The 22,221-nt window shown below is 67.2% G+C and carries 17 protein-coding genes, 5 tRNA genes and 1 pseudogene; 12 read left to right on the forward strand and 11 right to left on the reverse strand.

Going from position 1 to position 22,221, the window contains the following annotated elements:
• Entirely contained in the window at positions 1-1,482 is a 1,482-nt protein-coding gene (locus IFT63_RS13275) for a DUF2235 domain-containing protein (RefSeq protein ID WP_192084540.1), read from the reverse strand.
• Positions 1,483-1,774: 292 nt separating this feature from the next.
• Here IFT63_RS13275 and IFT63_RS13280 point away from each other — a divergent pair, with 292 nt between their 5' ends.
• Positions 1,775-3,013 carry a M12 family metallo-peptidase gene (locus tag IFT63_RS13280; RefSeq protein ID WP_192084542.1) on the forward strand — a complete coding sequence of 413 codons (1,239 nt, stop codon included), beginning with the start codon at positions 1,775-1,777 and terminating at the stop codon, positions 3,011-3,013.
• A 222-nt stretch (positions 3,014-3,235) separates the two neighbouring features.
• On the forward strand, positions 3,236-4,348 hold the full coding sequence (locus tag IFT63_RS13285; RefSeq protein WP_192084543.1) for a M12 family metallo-peptidase: 1,113 nt from the start codon (positions 3,236-3,238) through the stop codon (positions 4,346-4,348).
• Between the two features lie 9 nt (positions 4,349-4,357).
• Here IFT63_RS13285 and lpxH read toward each other — a convergent pair whose 3' ends face one another.
• The 8 genes from lpxH to IFT63_RS13325 all read right to left on the reverse strand — a co-directional run bounded on the left by lpxH (position 4,358) and on the right by IFT63_RS13325 (position 14,889).
• A complete protein-coding gene (gene lpxH, locus IFT63_RS13290; protein ID WP_042614133.1) occupies positions 4,358-5,095 on the reverse strand; it encodes a UDP-2,3-diacylglucosamine diphosphatase in 738 nt (245 codons plus the stop codon).
• A 37-nt stretch (positions 5,096-5,132) separates the two neighbouring features.
• Complete coding sequence (locus IFT63_RS13295) at positions 5,133-5,672, reverse strand: phosphatase PAP2 family protein (protein WP_042614132.1); 540 nt, start codon at positions 5,670-5,672, stop codon at positions 5,133-5,135.
• Complete coding sequence (locus tag IFT63_RS13300) at positions 5,653-6,798, reverse strand: glycosyltransferase family 1 protein (RefSeq protein WP_192084544.1); 1,146 nt, start codon at positions 6,796-6,798, stop codon at positions 5,653-5,655. Before IFT63_RS13300 ends, IFT63_RS13295 begins: the two co-directional genes overlap by 20 nt.
• A gap of 608 nt (positions 6,799-7,406) precedes the next feature.
• Entirely contained in the window at positions 7,407-8,930 is a 1,524-nt protein-coding gene (ppx, locus tag IFT63_RS13305; protein WP_042614799.1) for an exopolyphosphatase, read from the reverse strand.
• Positions 8,931-9,000: 70 nt separating this feature from the next.
• Complete coding sequence (gene ppk1, locus IFT63_RS13310; RefSeq protein WP_042614800.1) at positions 9,001-11,088, reverse strand: polyphosphate kinase 1; 2,088 nt, start codon at positions 11,086-11,088, stop codon at positions 9,001-9,003.
• Positions 11,089-11,092: 4 nt separating this feature from the next.
• The gene (phoR, locus tag IFT63_RS13315; RefSeq protein ID WP_192084545.1) at positions 11,093-12,421 is read right to left on the reverse strand and encodes a phosphate regulon sensor histidine kinase PhoR; all 1,329 of its coding nucleotides are present in this window, start codon (positions 12,419-12,421) and stop codon (positions 11,093-11,095) included.
• Positions 12,422-12,435: 14 nt separating this feature from the next.
• On the reverse strand, positions 12,436-13,125 hold the full coding sequence (phoB, locus tag IFT63_RS13320; protein WP_042614802.1) for a phosphate regulon transcriptional regulator PhoB: 690 nt from the start codon (positions 13,123-13,125) through the stop codon (positions 12,436-12,438).
• A gap of 123 nt (positions 13,126-13,248) precedes the next feature.
• Complete coding sequence (locus IFT63_RS13325; RefSeq protein WP_192084547.1) at positions 13,249-14,889, reverse strand: M48 family metalloprotease; 1,641 nt, start codon at positions 14,887-14,889, stop codon at positions 13,249-13,251.
• Between the two features lie 141 nt (positions 14,890-15,030).
• On the opposite strand from IFT63_RS13325, the gene grxC reads away from it, so the two are divergent.
• The 5 genes and pseudogenes from grxC to IFT63_RS13350 all read left to right on the forward strand — a co-directional run bounded on the left by grxC (position 15,031) and on the right by IFT63_RS13350 (position 18,798).
• A complete protein-coding gene (gene grxC / locus IFT63_RS13330) occupies positions 15,031-15,327 on the forward strand; it encodes a glutaredoxin 3 (RefSeq protein ID WP_101098858.1) in 297 nt (98 codons plus the stop codon).
• A complete protein-coding gene (locus IFT63_RS13335; protein WP_042614805.1) occupies positions 15,324-15,713 on the forward strand; it encodes a carboxymuconolactone decarboxylase family protein in 390 nt (129 codons plus the stop codon). Before grxC ends, IFT63_RS13335 begins: the two co-directional genes overlap by 4 nt.
• 219 nt (positions 15,714-15,932) lie before the next feature.
• Entirely contained in the window at positions 15,933-16,937 is a 1,005-nt protein-coding gene (locus IFT63_RS13340; protein ID WP_192084549.1) for an isocitrate dehydrogenase, read from the forward strand.
• 177 nt (positions 16,938-17,114) lie between these two features.
• Complete coding sequence (locus tag IFT63_RS13345) at positions 17,115-17,834, forward strand: isochorismatase family protein (RefSeq protein WP_192084551.1); 720 nt, start codon at positions 17,115-17,117, stop codon at positions 17,832-17,834.
• A gap of 50 nt (positions 17,835-17,884) precedes the next feature.
• Positions 17,885-18,798, forward strand: a pseudogene (locus IFT63_RS13350) (LysR family transcriptional regulator).
• Positions 18,799-18,930: 132 nt separating this feature from the next.
• Here the strand turns inward: IFT63_RS13350 and IFT63_RS13355 are convergent.
• On the reverse strand, positions 18,931-19,701 hold the full coding sequence (locus IFT63_RS13355; protein ID WP_192084553.1) for a Bax inhibitor-1/YccA family protein: 771 nt from the start codon (positions 19,699-19,701) through the stop codon (positions 18,931-18,933).
• Between the two features lie 228 nt (positions 19,702-19,929).
• Between IFT63_RS13355 and IFT63_RS13360 the strand changes: the two genes are divergently transcribed.
• From IFT63_RS13360 to IFT63_RS13380, 5 genes are all read left to right on the forward strand, one after another.
• Positions 19,930-20,006: transfer RNA gene (locus IFT63_RS13360), tRNA-Pro, on the forward strand.
• A 39-nt stretch (positions 20,007-20,045) separates the two neighbouring features.
• Positions 20,046-20,122 (forward strand) — tRNA-Arg (locus IFT63_RS13365).
• A gap of 292 nt (positions 20,123-20,414) precedes the next feature.
• Positions 20,415-20,491: transfer RNA gene (locus tag IFT63_RS13370), tRNA-His, on the forward strand.
• Positions 20,492-20,573: 82 nt separating this feature from the next.
• A tRNA-Lys gene (locus tag IFT63_RS13375) sits at positions 20,574-20,649 on the forward strand.
• A 127-nt stretch (positions 20,650-20,776) separates the two neighbouring features.
• Positions 20,777-20,852, forward strand: a tRNA-Lys gene (locus tag IFT63_RS13380).
• Positions 20,853-20,908: 56 nt separating this feature from the next.
• Here the strand turns inward: IFT63_RS13380 and IFT63_RS13385 are convergent.
• Positions 20,909-22,126 (reverse strand): GAF domain-containing sensor histidine kinase, encoded by a 1,218-nt coding sequence (locus IFT63_RS13385; protein WP_192084555.1) that lies wholly within the window; start codon positions 22,124-22,126, stop codon positions 20,909-20,911.
• Positions 22,127-22,221 lie beyond the last annotated feature (95 nt).

Raw genomic sequence — 22,221 nt, forward strand, 5'->3', positions numbered from 1 at the left:
TCAGGCGTTGCGCAGTACGACGCGCTGGCCATCGGCGGTGGGGCGGTTGATGTAGAACAGTCCGGGGCCGGGTCGATACGGCAGCTCGCTGACCCCGGCATCGGCGGCGTAGGTGAGTGCGGTGTCACCCAGCGCGTCGAAATTCCAGTGTGCCGACTGCATCAGGTAACGCTGTTTCAACAGTCGTTCCTGCGCCGGCTCCAGCGCCGTGCCGGCCATCAAGGCAGCGGCGATCCCGCGCAGGTCCGTGGGCAATGCGCTGTCGATGCAGGCATCAGGTGCGTCTGTCCAGCGCACGCCCGCCGCTGCGGCGCGCGCATGCATCAGGCGCAGCGCGATCAGCTGGTAACGCCAGTCGATCGGACGCTTCAGCACCACCGCCGAATACACGAACAAGGTCGGCGTGGGCAGCACGCTGGGGCTTCCGGCCTGGCGCTGGCGTACCCACTGGTGCCACGTGTCCACCCACACCGCATCGGCGCCCAGCCCCAGCTGCTGCCGCCAGCGGACGGCTTCGGCCAGCGCGCGCTGGTGGCTTTCGGTGCGATGCAGCCAGTCTGCAGGGGGAAGGGCGAAGTCCTCCAGCCCGTGTCGCCGCACCTGCTGGCTGCGTGGACGGGTGAGCAGCTTGGGGCCCTCTTCCGTCTGGTCGTAGCCGCCACCGATGTTGGCGTGTACCCCGGGCAGCCTGATTTCTTCGTGGTCCGGTGCCACCGTGGTCAGGGCGAAGTGCTCGCGATGTTCGTCGCGCGCGCTCAGCTGCAGCACCTTGTCGGCAATCCCCGCAGGCAGGTGCAGGCGCGGCGCTTCATCGGCACGGCCGCCCCTGATCGCCACTACGGTATCGAACAGCCCGATGAAGCCGATTACCGGGCGGGGCAGCGCGAATGCCGGATCCACGCGCAGGCCGGCTTCGCGCAGCAGTCCTTGCCAATGCGTTGAATCCCAGGCCGCGATCTGGTTGGCGGCATCGCGTGCCGCCGCGGCACCGCGCGAGAATCCGAACAGATCCACCCGGATGCCTCGCAGCGGCTGCTGCCAGTGCCGTGCGAGCTGCGCCAGCGCAGCGGGAAGCTGGGCCTGCAGGGCGCGGTTGATCTTCGCGCGGACACCGCTGGCGCCCACGCCGAAGGCCAGTCCGATCAGGTCATCAGCCTGGCCATCGCGGGTGCCGGTGCCTTCGGTATAGATCGCCACCGACGGGGCGGCGGCGCCCGCCACGCGACCGTCGGCGTACAGCGCATGCAGCCTCGCCACGTTGGTCAGGCCGTTGTTGAAGCTGCTGGTGATGCGGCTGTGGTATGGCGAGGCGTCATCGGCCTGCCATATCGGTGGCAACGCCTGCGGCGGACCGGGGGGGTCGCCGCCGGGACCGCGCCCGCGCGCCAGGTTCCGTGCGTTGTTGCGCGTGCCGTCGAAGAACAGGCCGATCCGTAACAGGCCGCTATCGCGTGTGCTGCCGTCCCCTCGCACTGTGCTCATGGCTGCCCTCCCGTGCACGGACAGTAGCGCGGCGCCGGGTGCAGGGGAACCCTGCCAGGTCGATGGCGCCGACCACGGGGACACGTCTGTATTGCCACGGCGGTCACGTTGCTGGTGGGCATCGGTCCGATTGCCTGCGCGCGTGGCACGCCGCCACGGACACCCCGCTTCGCTGTTGCCATGCAATTGCTGCACCGGCTCGGCCGTGACGGCTACGCATCTGGTGCCGCGCCGATCTGCGGCCCATTGATGAAGCGTCGGCAACAGGGGAATCCGCAATGGAGAACGGACCATGTCCCATCATTCGAAATACACGCCGCTCGCGACCGCGCTGGCCCTGCTGGTCAGCGGAGGCGCCGCTGCGGCGCCCTTGTTCGAACCTGCTGCAGGGCCTGCGACGCGTGCCGGCACCGACGCCGGCTGGGCCCACCTGCAGGCCGAACCCAGCACCGATGTCGTGCAGGCGCTGCGCATGAACGTCGCCGCACTGTCCGGTGATCGGCTGGAGCTGCCGCTCGGCGAGCAGGTGCTGCAGGTACGCCGTATCAGCGAAGAAGCGGCAGCCGATGGCAGCCTGGTCTGGTATGGCATCGAAGAGGACGCCGCCGCGCCGCTTACCGTGTCTGTGCAAGGGGCTGCAGCGCCTGCATCGGTGATCCTGGTGCGGGCGGTCGACGGCAGCGTTACCGGGACCATCCGACACCGCCAGCAGCGCTACGACGTGCGTCCGGTGGGCGAGGGGGAACACGCGCTGGTCAAGGTGGACGAGCATGGGTTGCCGCCGATGCATCCGCTGGGCACGCCGTCGCTGCCGGCGCCGGCGCCGCCGCCCGTGCCGGACGTGCAGGCCCGTAGCGGAAACCCGGGCAGCTGGGCGACGATCCGGGTGCTGGTGATTGCCACCCAGGGGGCCATCAACGCCTATGGGGGCAACATGAGGGCAAAGGCCGAACTGGCCGTGGCCGAATCCAACGAGGGGTTCAGGAATGGCTGGACCAACATCCGCATGGAGCTTGCCGACTACCGCACGACCGGTTTCCCTGATGGGCGCATGGGGGATGACCTGGGGAGGCTGCAGAACCCCCGCGACGGCCAGCTGGATGAGGTGCACGCCCTGCGCGACGCTGCCCGGGCCGATGTCGTAGTGATGCTGACCGACGGCAAGGATGCATGTGGCGTGGGCTATCTCAACGCGCCGGCCTCGCATGCCTTCGCCGTTGTCGGCTGGCGCTGCGCCACCGGCAATTATTCCTTCGCCCACGAAGTCGGCCATGTGCTGGGCGCCAACCATGACCGTGCCAACGCCTCCGGCTCGCCTTATCCCTACGGACACGGCTACCAGTTCAGCCTGGGCAGCGGCGAGCGTTTCCGCACCATCATGTCCTACGACTGCCCGGGTGGCTGCACGCGCATCAATAGCTGGTCCAACCCGGACATCACCTACGGCGGCGCCCGCACCGGTGATGCGGCCACGGCGGACAACCAGCGGGTGCTGGTGCAGCGCAAGCACGTGGTCGCCGGATTCCGCTGAGCTTGCTGCGCCTTTGCTGCAAGGGTCGGGTCCCCGCGTCACGCCTTCGGGCGTGGCGCGCACAGCGCGGCCCCGCTGGGCCCCGGCGTTATCGGTCTGCCAGAGGTGGCGTTTTCTGATGGATCCGTGCCGGCGATCGCCGCGTAATGGCCTCATGCGTGGCGAAGTCCGCAGTGTCCGGAGTCGGGTGCTGGTTCGCCGTAGTGCCCACAGGAGGCCATCATGCTGCATTCCCGTCTTCTCCCCGGCCTGCTCCTGGCCGGTACATCGTTGGCAACTGCTGCCGTCCCATCGCTGAAACTGCAGGAGGCTGCCACCTCTGCGCTGCATGCCGGGACACCGGCATTGATGCTCGAGATCGAGGGCCGGCCGGTCGCCGTGCGACGCGAATATTCCCGCGCATTGGCTACGGGGGACGTGGCATGGAGCGGCAGCTGGGACGCCGCCGGACAGGCTGCGGGGGGCGAGCTCAGCCTGGTGCGATCCCCGGCGGGAATCACGGCGGTCGTGCATAGGGGCCAAGACCTGCTGCGCATCGTTCCGGTCGGCGGTGGCCGGCACCAGATCCTGCCGCTGGCCACCGGCCAATTGCCGATGCATCCTCCGGGTGACATCCCGGTGGGGCCACTGAAGCCATCCGCCGTCGGCCCGGCAGGCAGCGCGCCGACCAGCAGGGTCCGGCTGCTCGTGGTAGCCACGGCCGACGCGGTGGCCGGCTACCCCGGCGACCTGCGGGCACTGGCCGAACTGTCCATCGCCGAATCCAACCTCACCTACCAGCGCAGCGGCGTGGACATGGACGTGGAGCTGGCGGGGTATGTGGTCACGCCCTATGTGGAGAGCGGCAACATGGAGCAGGACGTGAGGCGCCTGCGCTCGCCTGGCGACGGCTACATGGACGAGGTGCACGCGCTGCGCGACCAGCACGCGGCCGATGTCGTGGTGCTGCTGATGAACCGTGCGTTTGCCTGCGGACTCGCCGATCAGATCGGGGCCGACGCCGACCACGCGTTCATTGCCGTGCTGGAGCAGTGCGCCACGGGAGACTATGTCCTTGCCCATGAAATCGGCCACCTGGCAGGCGCCCGGCACGACATCAAGCGCGATCCGGCGGGGGTCCCGTTCGCCTTCGGCCATGGGTACTGGTACCAGCCGCCGCGTGCGCTCGGGTGGCGGACGGTGATGTCCTACGACTGCCCGACCGGCTGCCGGCGCATTCCGTACTGGTCCAGCCCGGACCTGTCGTACGAAGGCCAAGCCACCGGTAACCGGCATGAAGCGGATAACCGCCGTGTGCTGGAACTCACCCGCGCGAAGATCGCCGGTTTCCGCTGAGCAGAGGCATCATAGTGCCTGCAGCGACATCCCCTCGGGGGTGACCCGCAGCACCGAACCCTGCTCATACCAGTCGCCCAGCACGATCCGGGTGCGTGTCTGGTCGCCTGCCATCAGCGAATGCACAGCGGGGCGATGGGTATGGCCGTGGATCATCGTGTCCACGCCGAAGCGGACAAAGGTCGCATCCACCTCGGCCGGTGCCACATCGGTGACAGTTTCGAACTGCGCACGATCTCCCTGCTTCATTTCCGACTGGCGGCTCTGGCTGGCATCGCGTGCCTTCTGCGCGAACGCGATGCGCGCGGCCAGCGGCTGGGCCAGGAACTGGGCCTGGAACGCCGGGTCGCGGGTCTGCGCGCGGAACTGCTGGTAAGGCAGGTCATCGGTACACAGCAGGTCGCCATGCTGCAGCAGCACCGGCGTGCCATACAGGTCGATCACACTGGGGTCGGGCAGGATGCGCATGCTGGCGCGGGCGGCATACTGCTCGCCCAGCAGGAAGTCGCGGTTGCCGCGGATGAAGTACACCGGCACGCCGGCATCGGACACCTCCTTCAGCGCCGCTGCCACCGCATCGGCCGCAGGTGAAGGGGTATCGTCACCGATCCAGGCTTCGAACAGATCGCCCAGGATGTACAGCGCGTCCGCCGCAAGCACTTCGCTGCGCAGGAAGGCAAGGAAGAGATCGGTGATGGCCGGACGGCTCGCGTCCAGGTGCAGGTCGGAAATGAACAGCGTGGTCATGCGCCTATTGTAGGCAAGACATCCGATGCGTGTGGGATCACGCGCCCAGCGGCAGCCAGCTCAGGCTGGCCCACGCCAGCAGCAGCGCGATACCGGTGGCGGCAAGGACATCGCTGGGATAGTGCAGGCCCAGCACCACGCGCGATGCCGCCACGCCCAGCGTGAACGGCACCAGCAGCGGCGCCAGCCACGGGTAGTAGAACAACGCCACCACGGTGAACGAGACCGCATGCAGGGTGTGGCCGGAGGGGAAGCTGAACTCATCCAGCGGGGCCACCCAGGCGCGGATGCGCAGATCGGCCTTGTACGGCCGGGGGCGCCGGGTCCAGCGCTTCAGCCCTTTGTACATCAACAGCGCGGCCAGGCCGGTGGCGGCCATGTGGGTACTGGCGCGCAGCCCTTCCATGCCATCCAGCAACACCAGCGCACCCATCAGCACGTACCAGAACACGCCATCACCCAGCCGGCTGATCACCGCGAACAGCGAGCGCATGCGACGGCGGCGGCAGTACAGGTTGGCACGGCGGCACCAGCGGGTTTCGCGGCCGATCAACAGGTCAAGCGGCGTGGTGCGCATGCAGCCTCCGGGCGTGGGCGAGTTCGGACAGCAGGGCATCGAATTCGGCCACCACCTGCTGCGGATTCAGGCGCTTCATGTCCCGCGCCGCCTGCTGGCCAAGGCTGGCGCGCAGTGCGTCATCGCCGGCAAAGCGCAGCGCGGCTTCGACGAACTGGTCGTCGGTATCCACCGCCGCGCCATTCTCGCCATCGCGCAGGTATTCGCGCGCGGCGCCGTAATCGAAGGCCACCGTGGCCAGTCCACTGGCCATGGCTTCAAGGGTCACGTTGCCGAACGTCTCGCTGCGGCTGGGAAACAGGAACAGGTCGCCACTGGCGAAATGGCGCGACAGCGCTTCGCCGCGCTGCACGCCGCAGAACAGGAAATCAGGATTGTCGTGGGCCAGTTTTTCGCGGGCCGGTCCATCGCCGACCAGCACGAAGCGGGCTTTGGGGCGCTGCTGCTGCAGCCGGCGGAAGGCTTTCACCGCAAGACCCAGGTTCTTTTCCGCGGCGATGCGCCCGACGTAGATCGCGGCAAAACCATTCCCCTCGATACCCCATTCTTCGCGCAGCGCCGGATCGCGCTTGGCCGGATCGAACTGTTGGCTGTCCACCGCGCGGGCCAGCAGGCGGACCCGTTCGAAGCCTTCGCCGGCGAGGAAATCCTGCAGTTCCCGGGTGGGCACCAGGGTGGCATCGGCCTGGTTGTGGAAGCGGCGCATCCAGCGCAGCGCGGCGGCCTGCAGCCATGCAACGCCGTAGTCAGGCAGGTATTCGTCGAAGCGGGTATGGAAGCCGGTGGCGACCGGGATGCCGAGCCGGCGCGCGCAGCGCAGGGCGGACCAGCCCAGCGGGCCTTCGGTTGCGATGTAGACCGCATCAGGGCGTCGGGCCTGCCACTGGCGGCCGAGCCGGACAGGCGCGGGCAGGCCGAAGCGCAGGCCGGGATAACGGGGCAGGGCGGCACCGGGAACCAGCAGCGTGCCGTCGAGCAGCTCGGCGTCGCAGTCGGCGTGCTGGCGCGGTCGCACCAGGTCGACCTCGTGCCCGGCGTTGCGCAGGCCCATCTCCAACCCCTGCACGGTCAGGGCCACGCCGTTCACTTCCGGAGGATAGGTCTCGGTGACGATCGCGTAGCGCATGGGGCTCTCCCGTTTGTGCGCATGCTCGTCGTTGGGCATGTCCCGGGCATGACCGGATTGCGACCGTCGCGTTACCGGGCGAACGGGTGGGACCCCCTCGCGGGTGGCTTTGGAGCTGCATCTGGGTGGGCCGGGCGGTGGGGCTGTGCGGGGGACGGCAAAAGCCGCTCCTGCGGGCCTCGTTTCGCGCCATCCATGGCGCGGGTCCGCGTCATCGCATTCGCGCTGCCGCTCCCACGCTTTGCTTCGCAAACCGCAGGCCCCGTCTCACCAGCACCCACACCCCGCCGCTTCGCGGCCGCCCCTGACTCAGGGGCTTCCTCCCCCAGATGGGCTACTGTCATCGGTAGCGCCGACCCATGGTCGGCGAGCGCAGCGGGCCGTTGGCGGGAACATTCCGCCGACCATGGGTCGGCGCTACCGAAGGTTCCATGGCCGCCATGGACCTGTCGAGGGCGGGGCGGGGTGGCTGTGCAGGACCGTCTTTTCGCATGGATGCGAAAAGAGAGCCTCCATGGACGGATTCACGGCGTGTCCTGCACAGCCACCCCGGCCCACCAGCAAGCAGCCCTGCAGCTGTTGCCGTTGCCGTTGCCCGCGCCCCTGATTCAGGCCACGAACGGTTTGAACTGCAGCCCCAGGCCGGTCATGCCGTCCACTTCGCCGATCAGGTCGGCACGCAGCAGCGGCCGTGGATCGATGAAACTCTGCGGCACGATCAACGATAGCCGGTCGTCCTCCGCGGTGATTTCCAGTACCGGCAGCGGCGTGGATTCGTGCGCACGGTTGACCAGCACCGCCAGGCGCAGCAACGCGGCCAACCGGCGCGCCGGTACCACCAGGCGCTCGGGAAGTGCCTCGAACGCGCTCTTGGGCACGTTGCGGCGGTGCGTGCGTACCAGCGCGGCCAGCATCTGCTGTTCCTGCCGCGAGAACCCGGCGATGTCCGAGTTTTCCAGCAGGTAGCTGCCGTGGGTGTGGTAACCGCTGTGCGCGATCATCAGGCCCATCTCATGCAGGCGCGCGGCCCAGGACAGCATGCGGGCATCATCGGCCTCAAGCTTCCAGCTGTCCCGGACCTGGTCGAACAGCGAAAGGGCCGTGCTCTGCACGCGATCAGCCTGCGCCACGTCGATGTCATAGCGCACTGTCAACGTATGCACCGACACATCGCGTGGATCATTCTCGCCGGCGCGGCCGACGATGTCATACAGGATGCCTTCGCGCATGGCCGCCTTGCTGACCAGCAGCTTCTGCAGGCCCAGCGCCTGGAAGGCGGCTTCCAGCACCAGCACGCCACCGGCGATGATCGGCCGGCGGTCGCTGCCCAGTCCGGGCAGCACGATGTCATCGATCTTCTTGGCCTTCAGCAGTTCATCGCGCAGCTGCGGCAGCGCCTCGGCGGTAATCGCGCCCTTGCTCAGCTTCATCGCCGCGCAGATCTCGCTGATCGCCTTGTGGGTGCCCGAAGACCCCAGCGCCTCGTCCCAGCCGAGCGCCCGGTACTTGCTGGCGAATGGCTGGAATTCGCGGCCGATTTCAGCCAGCGCATCCTTCCAACGCTTGCGGCTGAGCTTGCCGCCCGGGAAGAACCGCCGCGTGCTGGCGATGCAACCGGCCTGCAGGCTTTCGCGTTCCAGGGTCTGCATGCCCGAGCCGATGATGAACTCGGTGGAGCCACCGCCGATGTCGATCACCAGCCGGCGCTGGTCGGCCTTGGGCGGCTGCGCGTGCGCCACGCCCAGGTAGATCAGGCGCGCCTCTTCGCGGCCGCTGACCACTTCGATCGCATGCCCCAGCGCGGTTTCGGCCGGCATCAGGAACGCCTGCGGCGAGCGCAGCTGGCGCACGGTGTTGGTAGCCAGGGCGCGCACGCGGTGCGAGGGCACGTCGCGGATGCGCTGGCCGAAGCGGGCCAGGCATTCCAGCGCGCGCTGTCGCGCCTCGCTGGACAGGCCGCCTTTGCCATCCAGGCCGTCGGCCATGCGTACGGTCTCGCGCAGGCGGTCGACCACCCGGAGCTGCCCCAGCGTGTAGCGGGCGATGACCATGTGGAAACTGTTGGAGCCGATGTCGATGGCGGCCAGCAGGTCGCCATCTTGCAGGGTCGGGGAAGTCGATGTGTGCGGCATGTTCGAATGGTAGCCGAAGGCGGGTGCCGCTCGTCACCGCGCCTTCTTCACGTTGCCGGACCAGCGGCGCTCACAGGCCCTGCATCAGGCCCATCTGCGCCGAATGCGGAGCTTCGTCGTGCGCCGGTGCCAGCTTCACGTAGCGGCCGTCGGCCTGCAGTTCCCACGCGTTGAGGTTGTCATCCAGATAGTTCTGCAGCACCTCGCGGTACACCCGTCGTGCCAGCGCCGGGTCGAGGATCGGGAAGGCCGTCTCCACGCGCCGCAGCAGGTTGCGTTCCAGCCAGTCCGCGCTGGCGCAGTACAGTTCCGGTGCACCGGCGTTGCCGAACCAGTAGACCCGGCTGTGTTCCAGGAAGCGGCCGACGATGGAGCGCACGCGGATGTTGTCCGACACGCCCGGCACACCGGGGCGCAGCGTGCAGGCGCCGCGCACGATCAGGTCGATCTGCACCCCGGCCTGCGAGGCGGCATACAACGCGCGCACCACCTGCGGTTCGTTGAGCGCGTTCATCTTGGCGATGATGCGCGCCGGCCGTCCGGATTCGGCGATCGCCTTCTCGCGCTCGATGCGCTTGAGCACCCCGGTGTGCAGCGTGAACGGGGATTGCAGCAGGTGCTTCAGCTTGGCCTTGGATGCCAGACCGGACAGCTGCTGGAACAGCAGGTGCACGTCGTTGCCGATGTCCGCATCGGCGGTGATCAGGCTGATGTCGGTGTACGCGCGCGCGGTGCCGCTGTGGTAATTGCCGGTGCCCAAATGCACGTAGCGGCGCAGCTTGCGGCCTTCGCGGCGCACGATCAGCAGCATCTTGGCGTGGGTCTTGAAGCCCACCACGCCGTACACCACCTGCACGCCGGCCTCCTGCAGGCGGTCGGCCAGGCCCAGGTTGGCCTCCTCATCGAAGCGCGCACGCAGCTCCACCACCACGGTCACGTCCTTGCCGTTGCGGGCGGCTTGGATCAGCGCCTCCACGATCAGCGAATCCTTGCCGGTGCGGTACAGGGTCTGCTTGATCGCCAGTACGTTCGGATCGATCGCCGCCTGCTTGATGACATCCAGCACCGCGGTGAAGGCATCGAAGGGGTGGTGCAGCAGCACGTCCTGGCGGGCCACCGTTTCGAAGATGCCGTCGCCATCGCGCAGCGTGCGCGGGGTCATCGGCGGGTACTTCAGGTCCGGCCGCGGCACCACGTCGTACAACTGGATGACGCGGTTGAGGTTGACCGGTCCATCGATGTAATACACCGCGTTTTCGGTCAGGCCGAAGTTCTGCAGCAGCGTGCGCACGATGTCGCGCGGGGTGTCCTGGGCGATCTCCAGCCGCACCGCCGGCCGGTAACCACGGTCCACCAGCTCGTCGCGCAGCGCCAGCGCCAGGTTCTCGACTTCTTCCTCGTCCACCACCAGTTCGGAATTGCGGGTGACGCGGAACTGGTAGGCGCCTTCCACTTCCATTCCCGGGAACAGCTCGTCGACGAACGCCGACAGCATCGAGGACAGGAAGACGAAGTTGCGGCCCTCGCCCAGCGATTCGGGCAGTTCGATGATGCGCGGCAGTGAGCGCGGTGCGCGCACGATCGCCAGGTGGCCACTGCGGCCGAACGCATCCACGCCCTTAAGCACCACCACGATGTTCAGTGATTTATTGAGGATCTTCGGGAACGGATGCACCGGGTCCAGCCCAAGCGGCGACAGCACGGGCATGATCTCGTTGCGGAAGTAAGCGCGCAGCCAGCGCTTCTGGCGGTGGTTCCAGGAATGGCGGCCGAGCACGCCGATGCCGGCGTCCTGCAGTGCCGGGCGCAGCACTTCGTTCCAGCAGCGGTACTGCTGGTCCACCAATTCTGCGGCACGGTCATGGATGGCGGTCAGGATCGCCTGCGGGCTCATGCCGTCCGGCGCCGGCGGCAGCCCGAACTCCTGCGCGTGGCGCACCGCCGCGGCGCGGATTTCGAAGAACTCGTCCAGGTTGGTGCAGGAAATGCACATGAAGCGCAGGCGCTCCAGCAGCGGTACCTGCGGGTCCAGCGCCTGCGCCAGAACGCGGAAGTTGAAATCCAGCTGGGAGAGTTCGCGGTTGATGTACAGCGCCGGATCCCGCAGTGAATCGGAATCCGGCTGCGGCACGACGGGGAGGGATCCTGGGCTGCTCATGGCGTCAATCTTCGGCATGGAGGGAGGCGGCCATATCGCGCGCGCGGACATGCGACGCATCGAAATGGCAGGAGAACGTGGAGCCCTTGCCGACCTCGCTCTGGATCTCCAGGCGGGCGTGGTGCAGGCCAAGGATGTGCTTGACGATGGACAGGCCCAGGCCGGTGCCACCGCTCTCGCGCGAGCGGCTGCTGGACACGCGGTAGAAGCGTTCGGTCAGTCGCGGCAGGTGGTTGGCCGGGATGCCATAGCCGGTATCGCGCACGGCCAGAACCACGCCGTCGCCTTCGCGGCTGAAGGTCACCCGCACCTGGCCGTCGGCCGGGGTGTAGCGCACCGCGTTGGTGACCAGGTTGGAAAATGCGCTGTGCAGTTCCTTGATCGACCCCAGCAGGTCCACCCCGGCGTGGTCTTCCACGGTGATCTGGTGGCGGCCCTGGCTGTGGGCTTCGGCTTCGCGGCGCAACGTGGCCAGCATCGGCAGCATGGCGACCACTTCGGCATCGCCGGCTTCCTGCGATTCCAGCCGCGACAGGGTCAACAGGTCTTCCACCAGCTGGGCCATGCGCTGGCTCTGCTTGCGCATTTCCTCCAGCATCGGGCCGGTGCCGGGGAAGTCCTCCGGGTCCATCATGTCCAGGTAACCGTGCACCACGGTCAGCGGCGTGCGCAGTTCGTGCGATACGTTGGCCACGAAGTCGCGGCGCACCTGTTCCAGCCGCAGCAGCTTGCTGACATCACGCGCGATCAGCAGCCAGTGATCAGCCGAATAGGGGATCAGGCGCAGGTTGAGGCGGATCGCCGGATCGACCGGCGAGGGCACGTCCAGGATCGGTTCGGCGTTGCGTCCACCGGCCAGCCAGTGGGCCAGCGGCATCGGCTGCAGGCGCTGCACCAGCGCCTGGCCCAGGTCACCGGGATGGTGCAGGCCGAGCAGTGTGGTGGCAGCTTCGTTGAACCACTGCACGCGCTGGCTGTTGCGATCCAGCACCACCACCGCATCGGGCAGCGCGGCGGCTGCGGCACGGTAGCTGCGCAGCATGTCCAGCAGGCGGCGCTTGCGCACGCGCATCTCGTGCTGGTTGCGCGATACCACGCGGTCCAGTTCGTTCCAGACGCCGGCGCCGTCGGCGATCTCCCAGCGCTGGCGCGCGGTCAGCCGGCCGAGTACCCGGCGCAGCCGCCAGTAGTGCCAAGCCAGCGCGCCGATGGCGGCGATCGCCAGTCCCATCCACGCATCACCGAGCGCCCAACCCGCCAGCCCGGACAACAACAGCACCGTGGTCAGGGTGGCCAGGGTCTTGAACCAGGCAGAACGGATGTGACGCGGCATTGCGGTACCAGTGATCAGGTGGAAGTGGAGAAGCGGTAGCCGGCACCGCGCACGGTCTGCACCATGTTTTCGGCGGCGAACGGTTCCAGCGTCTTGCGCAGTCGGCGGATGTGCACGTCGATGGTGCGCTCTTCCACGTACACACTGCCGCCCCAGACGTGATCCAGCAACTGCGCCCGCGTGTACACGCGCTCGGGGTGGGTCATGAAGAAGTGCAGCAGGCGGTATTCGGTCGGGCCGATCGGCACCGGCTGGTCGTTGGCGAACACGCGGTGGGCGGCGCCGTCGATGCGCACCGAACCGACCGCCACGCTGCCATCTTCGTCGTCGTCGCGGGCCCGGCGCATCACCGCGCGGATGCGTGCAAGCAGCTCGCGGGCGGAGAACGGCTTGACCACGTAATCGTCCACGCCGGCTTCCAGCCCGCCGACGCGGTCGTTTTCCTCGCCGCGCGCGGTCAGCATGATGATCGGCACTTCGCGGGTCAGCGCCTCTTTGCGCCAACGGCGGGCCAGGTCCAGGCCACTGGTGCCCGGCAGCATCCAGTCCAGCAGGATCAGGTCGGGCACGCGATCGGCGATGGCCGTCTGTGCTTCGCGTGCGTCGCCGGCGTGGATCGGCTCGTAGTCGCCCTTGCGCAGGGCAAAGGCCACCATTTCGCGGATCGCGGGTTCGTCGTCGACGATCAGGATGCGTTTCTGCACGAGGCCACCAAGTTGCTCATCAGATCGGGAGTGACGTCAGTAGACTACGATTTGATGACATGTTTGTGACGCCACCGGCCCTGCTGTAACGACCAGCGGTCGGCGGCCCCCGCATTGCAACCGTCAGCGGCGCTCCAGTTCCGGGTCGTTGACCCCCTGGCGGCGCATTTCCAGCACGGTGGGGGTGATGGTCTCGATGCGCGCATCGACCCGCGCGCGGGTAACGTAATCCAGGTTTGGCTGGCGCTTCAGCGCCTGCAGCTGCATCAGCGACTGTTCCGGACGGCCGTTGAGGTAGGCCGCTTCGGCGTAGGCTTCGCTGGCACGGTGCGCATCGCCGGCCAGTTCACTGGCGCGGGCAAAGCGCTGCTGGAAGACCGGATCGTTGCCGCTTTGTGACAGCAGCGGCCGCAGCATGGCCTGCGCGCGCTGGCCGGCGGCCTGGCCGCCCTGTTCGTTGAGGATCTGCGCGAAGGTCAGCGCCACCGGACGGCTGCCCGGGTGCTGGCGCAGCAGCGCCTCGAAGCGTTCGTTGGCCTTGGCGGCCTGGCCGGAACGCGATTCGGCCTCGCCCAGTGCCAGTGCCACCCACAGGTTGCCGGGATCAGCGTCGTTCAGCTCGGCCAGGGCGCGCGCGGCGCCGGCCGCACCGCCGGTACCGGTGGTCAGCTGGGCCAGCGCCTGGCCGTAGCGCTGGGCCGGGGTCAGCCCGCCCTTCTGCCGGGCCAGGCCCTGGTATTCGCGGGTCAACTCGGACGGGGTCACCGCACTGAGCACCCGCAGGCGCTCGCGGGCCCAGTCGAAATCACCGCTGGAACCGCGGCTGAGCTGGCCCACCGACACCTGCATGCCCGGCGGCAGCAGCAGGTTGTTGCGGCGGGTGATCGGATCGGACAGGCCCGGATCGCTTGGGTTCACCCGCTCGGTGCGCACGCCACCGGGCACCTCGGTGGTCAGCACCACGGTGTCCTTCTTCATCTGCTCGGCGCGCAGCTTGGCCTCGCTGATGCGGGTGGTGTTCACCGGATGGGTGCGCAGGAAGTCCGGCACCGTGTAGCCGCCGTCGTTGCCGCGCATCGAGGCGCTCATGCGCTCGAAGAAGCCGGCCATGGCGTCCACGTCGTAGCCGCTGCGGGCCAGCGTGCGGATGCCCAGGCGGTCGGCTTCGGATTCATTGGAGCGGGTGTAATCGATCTGCCGCTGCTGCATCAGCCCCATGCCCGAGGCGATGCTGGCCATGGTCGCATTGCCGGCCGAGTTGCCCCCGGCCTGCTGGGAAGCGATGACCGCCGCCAGCATGCCCAGCAGGATCGGGATCTGGTCGCGCTGGGCGCGTTCCACGCCGCGCAGCACATGCTGCTGGGTGACGTGGGCGATTTCATGGGACAGCACCGCGGCCACTTCGTCTTCGCGTTCGGCAGTGAGCACCAGCCCGGCATTGACGCCGATGTAGCCGCCCAGCGTGGCGAAGGCATTGATCTGCCGGTCCTTCATCATGAAGAAGGTGTACTGCTGGCGCGGCTGCGCACTGTTGGAACCCAGCCGGGTGCCCATGGTCTGCAGCCACTCGGTGGTGAGCGGGTCATCCAGCAGGTAGCCGTAGTTGCGCAGTTCGCGCAGCATCATGCCGCCGTACTCGGCCTGGCGGGCAGGGGTCAGCAGTTCACCGGCCGACGATCCGATGTCGGGCAGCGAATCCTGGGCCTGGGCCAGCGGCACGGCCAACGCGAGGGTCAGGGCAGCGGAGAGCAGCAGCGGTCGCAAGCGGTCGGTCCTCGGGCAGCGTCCCCCAGCGTGGCAGGCCAGGGGGAAACCTATCGTTAATCCACAGTGTTGCGGCCATGGCGTGGATTTTCCATCAGGCCGCTACCATATACAGACAGTCGAACCGTCGTGGAGTTTCCCGTGAGCCAACTTGAACAGCCTGCTGGTGGCGCCCCCGCCATCACCATTTATTCCACCGCTGTCTGCCCGTACTGCGTGGCAGCCAAGAATTTCCTCAAGAGCAAGGGCCAGCAGTGGACCGAGGTGCGTATCGACCTGGATGCCGCCGAGCGCGAGAAGATGATGGCCAAGACCCGCCGCACCAGCGTGCCGCAGATCTTCGTCGGTGACGTTCACGTTGGCGGCTACGATGACATGATGGCCCTGCACCGTGAAGGCAAGCTGGAGCCGCTGCTGGCCGGGCAGGGCGCAGCATGAGCGCAGCGGACGAGGGCGGTGACCGCCTGGCCGAGTTCAATGCGTACCGCAAGAAGATGAACGAGCGCATCCTGGCTGAACCGAACCAGGTGGTGCGCCGTTTCTTCGCGCTGGACACGCAGACCTACCAGGCCGGCGCGCTGGATGTGAAGACCAAGGAGTTGCTGGGTCTGGTGGCCTCTCTCGTGCTGCGCTGCGACGACTGCATCAGCTATCACGTGGCCCAGTGCAAGGCCGCAGGTGTAGAGCGCGATGAGTTCTTCGAAACGTTCTCGGTGGGCCTGGTGGTGGGCGGATCGATCGTGATCCCGCACCTGCGCCGCGCGGTGGACTTCCTGGACCAGCTTGAAGCCGGCGCCGACGCACCTGCTGAACACGAACACTGACGTCGCCGCTGCGCTCGCCGAGCATGGCTCGGCGGTACCCAGGCGGCCGGCCCTGCGCTTGGTAGCGCCGAGCCATGCTCGGCGGCTTTCCGCGGGTGGGACCATGGTCTATTTGGGGGCTTTGGCCCGGCTGAGGCATAATTGCCGTTGAAACTTACCTGCGCCGGTGCACCGGACACCCCCGGACGGCGTTTTTCCCCCTGTTCGGAAATTTGATCAATGACGCAGAAAATCACGGTCATCCGCGGCGATGGCATCGGCCCGGAGATCATGGACGCTACGCTGTACGTCCTGGACAAGCTCAACGCCGGCCTGGAATACGAAGACGCCGACGCCGGCCTGGTGGCGCTGGAAAAGCATGGCGACCTGATGCCGGCTTCCACGCTGGAATCGATCGCGCGCAACAAGATCGCCCTGAAGAGCCCGCTGAGCACCCCGATCGGCGGTGGCTTCACCTCGATCAACGTCAGCCTGCGCCGCCACTTCGACCTGTACGCCAATGTCCGCCCGGCGCACACCTTCCCCAACACCAAGTCCCGTTTTGACAACGTCAACCTGGTGACCGTGCGCGAAAACACCGAAGGTGCCTACCTGGCGGAAGGCCAGGAAGTGTCGGCCGACGGCGAGACCGCGTTCTCCGGCACCCGCATCACCCGCAAGGGCTCCGAGCGCATCGTGCGCTACGCCTTCGAACTGGCCCGCAGCACCGGCCGCAAGAAGGTCACCGCCGTGCACAAGGCCAACATCATCAAGTCGACCTCGGGCCTGTTCCTGGCCGTGGCGCGCGAAGTGGCGGCCAAGTACCCGGACATCGAGTTCCAGGAAATGATCGTCGACAACTGCTGCATGCAGCTGGTGATGCGTCCGGAACAGTTCGATGTGATCGTCACCACCAACCTGTTCGGCGACATCATCTCCGACCTGTGCGCCGGTCTGGTCGGCGGCTTGGGCCTGGCCCCGGGTGCCAACATCGGTGAGAACGCGGCGATCTTCGAAGCCGTGCACGGCACCGCACCGGATATCGCCGGCCAGGGCAAGGCCAACCCGTGCGCCCTGCTGCTGGCCGCAGCGCAGATGCTGGACCATATCGGCCAGCCGGCAAATGCCGAGCGCCTGCGCAAGGCCATCGTCGCCACGATGGATGCCAAGGATTCCCTCACCGGCGACCTCGGCGGCACCGGCAATACGATGAGCTTCGCCCAGGCCATCGCGAGCCGCCTCTGATCGGCTGCGATACGGTCCCAGCAGTACCAGCGGGGCGCCTTCGGGCGCCTCGTTGCGTTTACGGGGACGGTCCGCGATCTGTGCGTTTCATGCACAGATGGAGTGCGCACCAGGGGATTCTTCGTGCGTCCCGTGCACGGCACCATGGCCGCACTCTCCGTAGCCCAGGTATTTCCCATGAATATTGCAGCTTTCGGTCTTGCCAGCCTGATCGGCATGGCCGCCGTCGCCCCGGTCGCCGCCGCCGAGCCGGCCCGTCCCACCATCCGCCAGATGGCCGGTGCCACCCCGATCGACGCCCTGCAGGCAGGCAAGACCGCGGTGATCGTCATCGATTTCCAGAACGAGTACTTCCCGGGTGGCCGCATGGTGATCCCCGATGGCGCCAGCGCACTGCAGAACACCCGCCGGCTGATCCAGGCGGCCGATGCCAAGGGCATCCGCGTGATCCACGTCCAGCACGTGCTGCCGGCCGGCGCCCCGCTGTTCGCCGAAGGTGGCAAGACCGTGCAGTTCCACCCTGACATGCAGCCGCGGGCGGGGGACACCGTGGTGCAGAAGGACAACGTGAGCGTCTTCGCTGGCGCCTCGGCTGCGGTGATGGACAGGGCCTTGAAGGACGCCGGCGTCGACACGCTGATCGTCACCGGGCTGATGACCCATGCCTGCGTGTCGGGCGCTGCCCGCGACGCCGCCGCCGCCCCGCGCGGTTATCGGGTGATCGTGTCCTCCGACGCTACCGCCACCCGTGACCTGGAGCTGGCCACCGGTGCGACGATCGACCACAAGACCCTGCACGCAGCCAGCCTGGCCACGCTGGAAGACACCTATGGCGATGTGATGACCACCGACGCGATCATCGGCCTGGTGGACAACGCCGGCGCTGTCGCACGCTGATAAGCTGGCCGCGCCCGCAGCACGCGGGCGTCGGCCGGAGCGTGCCCTGGATGGACAATTTCGCTGCCCTGCGAGCGCTGCGTGCCATCGTCGAAGCAGGCAGTTTCACCGCTGCCGCCGAGCGCATGGGCACCACGCACTCGGCGATGTCGCGGCAACTGCGGCAGCTGGAAGATCATCTGGACGTGCGGCTGCTGGATCGAACAGCCGCCGTTTCGCGTTGACCGAGGCCGGTCGCCAGTACTACGCCGAAGCGGTGGAACTGCTGGACCGGCTGGACCTGGCCGATAACCGCGCCCGTGCCGCACAGGCGCAGCCGAGTGGTCGCATCCGCATCAGTGTGCCGCAGGTGGTCGCCAGCCAGGAGCTTCCGCACTGGCTGCCCCCGTTCCTGTCGCGCCATCCGCAGATCTCGCTGGACCTGTGCGCGGACGACCAGCTGGTGGACGTGGTCGGCGGCGGCTTCGACCTGGTGTTGCGCATTGCCCATGAACTGCCGGACAGTCAGATGGTGGCGCGCGAACTGGCCTGTTGCGACCGCGTCCTGGTGGCCGCACCGTCCTACCTGGCCCGGCATGGTCTGCCGCGCCACGGCAGTGAGCTGGCGCAGCACGCGCTGCTGGCCTTCAGTCCGACCACCGCACGGGTACCTTGGCACCTGCAGGGTCCGCGTGGCGCATCGCTTGAAGTCGAGGCCGGCCAGCGGCTGGCAGTTGATGCGACGCCGGCGCTTCATGCCGCCGCGCTGGCCGGCATGGGCATCACCCTGTTCACCGCACTCACCGTGCAGGACGACCTGCGCGCGGGGCGCCTGATCCGCGTGCTGCCGGACTGGAACGCCGGCCAGCGACGCTATTACGCGCTGTACCCGCACGCCCGCGCGCTGGCGCCAAAGGTGCGCGCGCTGGTCGATCACCTGCAGGTGCACTACGCCGCGCTGCAGTCGTCGCTGACCGCGCGGTAATACCGCGCCACGCCCGGCGGCGCAGGATCCGCGCGCGATGTCACCCGGTAGCGCCGAGCCATGCTCGGCGTAGCAATGATCACGCCCGTAGCGGTGAAAGGCGCCGGGAATGGCCCGGCGCCCCACGTCAGCTCAGCGCTGCTGGATCTTCGACAGCAGGCGCAGGAATTCCACGTACAGCCACACCAGGGTCACCATCAGCCCGAACGCGCCGTACCACTCCATGAACTTCGGTGCACCCTGTTCCACACCGCTTTCGATGAAATCGAAATCCAGCACCAGGTTCAGTGCCGCCACGATCACCACGAACACGCTGAAGGCGATGCCCAGGCCGCTGGCTTCATGGATCACCGGCACGTTGATGCCGAACATCCCCAGCACGATCGATGCCAGATACAGCAGCGCGATGCCGCCGGTCGCCGCGACCACGCCCAGCTTGAAGTTTTCGGTGGCCTTGATCAGCCCGCTGCGGTACGCCACCAGCAGCGCCACCAGGGTACCGAAAGTAGCCAGCACGGCCTGGAACACGATGCCCGGGAAGCGCTGCTCGAACATCGCCGAGATCGCGCCCAGGAACAGGCCTTCCACCAGCGCGTACATCGGCGCGGTGACCGGCGACCAGGTCTTCTTGAACACGGTGATCAGCGCCAGCACGAAGCCGCCCAGCGCACCGCCGATCAGGTAGCCCATGCCGGCCGAGGACAGCGTGCCGGCCGTATCGCCGCCGGTCACCAGGGCCTGGCTCCACGCGAACGACGCGGTCAGCACGGTAAGCAGCAACAGCAGGCCGGTCTTGTTGACCGTGCCGTTGAGTGTCATCACCTGGTCGCCGCGGGCCGAAACGGTACCGCTGCCAAGATCAAGGAAGGTGGATTCGGAAAGAGCCGGGTTGCCGCTGCGCATGTGCGATCTCCGTGCGAAAGGGGGGGAGGGGAGGCCATCCGGCCTTCAACGGCCAGCATAACGCACCCCGCGGGAGCGAGCCTGCTCGCTCCCGGACACGCCTCGCGACCACACCGCAGGAGCGAGCTTGCTCGCTCCCACACACGCCCGCGCAGGTTTGACAGAACCGGGGCCGGGTGTTCACAATTCCCGTCTGCTCGAGGGCCCCGCCCTGGCAGGAAGCATCGCCGGGGTATAGCGCAGTCTGGTAGCGCGCCTGCTTTGGGAGCAGGATGTCGGGGGTTCGAATCCCTCTACCCCGACCAACCATCGCCCTGTTGGAGCGGGTTGGTCCACCGGTTCGGGCGCCCGTAGCTCAACTGGATAGAGCACCGGCCTTCTAAGCCGGCGGTTACAGGTTCGATTCCTGTCGGGCGCGCCATTGGAATCAACCCACGGTGATTGCCGCAAGCGTTCCAGCACCGCCGCGATCGGCGCCCCTGATTCCCGTTTTTCTCATGCCGGATCTGCCGCGACTGCGCGCGGGAGCAGGGCGGAGCTGCAGCCCGTTGATCAGGCGACGCCGCATGTGTGAAGAACCGCTTGCAATTCTGGAGCGACTCCGTAAAAATAGCGGACTTGCTTCGGCATTCGTCGCTTTTCAGCACGGTGCAGGGCAGAAATCAAGGTTCCAGAGGCACGCAGTTGCCGCCGCTGGATCCGATGTTTCAGTGGTGGCTGTAGCTCAGTCGGTTAGAGTACCGGATTGTGATTCCGGTGGTCGGGGGTTCGAATCCCCTCAGCCACCCCACTGATTCAAGGCAGGTCAGCCGAAAGCAGATCAGCCGTTGCAGAAAGACGCAATGCAGCTTAAAGTATTCGTCTAGTTTTTCGGGCCGTTAGCTCAGTTGGTAGAGCAGTTGACTCTTAATCAATAGGTCCAAGGTTCGAATCCTTGACGGCCCACCAGACAGAAGCCACCAAGCACATGCTTGGTGGCTTTTTTCTTGCCCGGATGACGCTCGTGGCATCGCCTTCGAAAAAAAAAGCTTGCAAGACGCGTCGCGACCACGTCATAATTCGCCTCCCGATTTTCGGGCCGTTAGCTCAGTTGGTAGAGCAGTTGACTCTTAATCAATAGGTCCAAGGTTCGAATCCTTGACGGCCCACCAGACAGAAGCCACCAAGCAAGCGCTTGGTGGCTTTTTTCTTGCCTGCGTTATGGAGCTCAGCTTGCCAGCGCGAGCGGAATGGCGGGCATGGCGAACACGAAGCGCGTGCCCTGCGCCGCATCGGATTCCACCGACAGCGTGCCGTTGTGTGCCTTGGCGATTTCCGCGGCGATATACAGCCCCAGTCCGAGGCCGGGACGCGGCTGGTCGCCGGCCTCGCGGGAGAACGGGGTGAAAAGCTTGCCCAGCTTGTCCGGCGCGATCGCGCCACCGTTGTGGACCTGCAGCACCAACCCGGTGGCATCGGACTGGATATCCAGCGTGATCGGCTGGTCCGGCGCGCCGTGCACGGCCGCATTGGTCAGCAGGTTGGCCAGCAGCTGTGACAGACGGTTGGCATCACACAGCAACGGCGCATCCACTGCGATGGTTGCGATGATGTCGCTGCGCCCGGTCGCGCCGGCGACTTCGTGCACCACCTGCATCAACTGCGCGGCCACGTTGGCATTGTGGGTGAGCGCCACCGGGATACCGCCACCGAGTCGGCCACGGGCAAAATCCAGTACGTCCTTCACCAGTCCGTCAATGCGGGTGATGCTTTCGCGCACCCGCCTCAGCAGCATGCCGCCACGTTCGGTGTGCGGTTCAAGCTCAAGCATTTCCGTGGCCATGCTGGCCGCCTGCAGCGGGCTGCGCAGGTCGTGGCCCAGCACTGCGATGAACTGGTCGCGCAGCACGGCGGTGTCGTTGGCGGCCGACAGATCGGCGACCGCCTGCTGCAGCCGCTGTTCGGTGTGCAGGTAGTTGCCGATCAATTCGGCGAACAATTCCAGCGAACGCACCACCTGCGCTTCGTCGAACGTGGCCGGTGCCGAATCGATCGCGCACAGGGTGCCGAAGAAGCTGCCGTCGGGGCGGAAGATCGGCACCGATACGTAGCTTTCCAACCCGTACAGGCGAGGGGTGTGGTGGCTGGCGTAGTGCGGATGCTCGCTGGCATGGCCGAAAATCACCGGCTGTGGGGCCTGGCGGATCTCGTTGCAGATGGTGCTTTCCAGGACCAGCTGCCCACCCACGTCCAGTCCGAAGCCGAGCATGTCGTAAGTGGCGCAGGCGACCCAGTGGCTGTCAGTGACCCGGGCCACGGCGGCGAAGCGCGAGCCGGTGATGTGGGCCACGGTTTCCAGGATCCGCGGCACGGCCGCGATGGCGCCGATTTCGGCGATGTCCTGGATGATGTCTGCGCCCAGCGGGGCGGCGGCGGACTGCTGCATGCGGTGCTCGCCTCCTCGGCGGGCGGGTTCAGGCCGGCGTTGTGGAGGATGTGGCGCGCCGGACCTCGGCTGCATTCTAGGCCATGCCGGCCGGG

It is taken from the genome of Stenotrophomonas sp. CFBP 13724 (assembly GCF_014841975.1).
GTDB lineage: Bacteria > Pseudomonadota > Gammaproteobacteria > Xanthomonadales > Xanthomonadaceae > Stenotrophomonas > Stenotrophomonas lacuserhaii.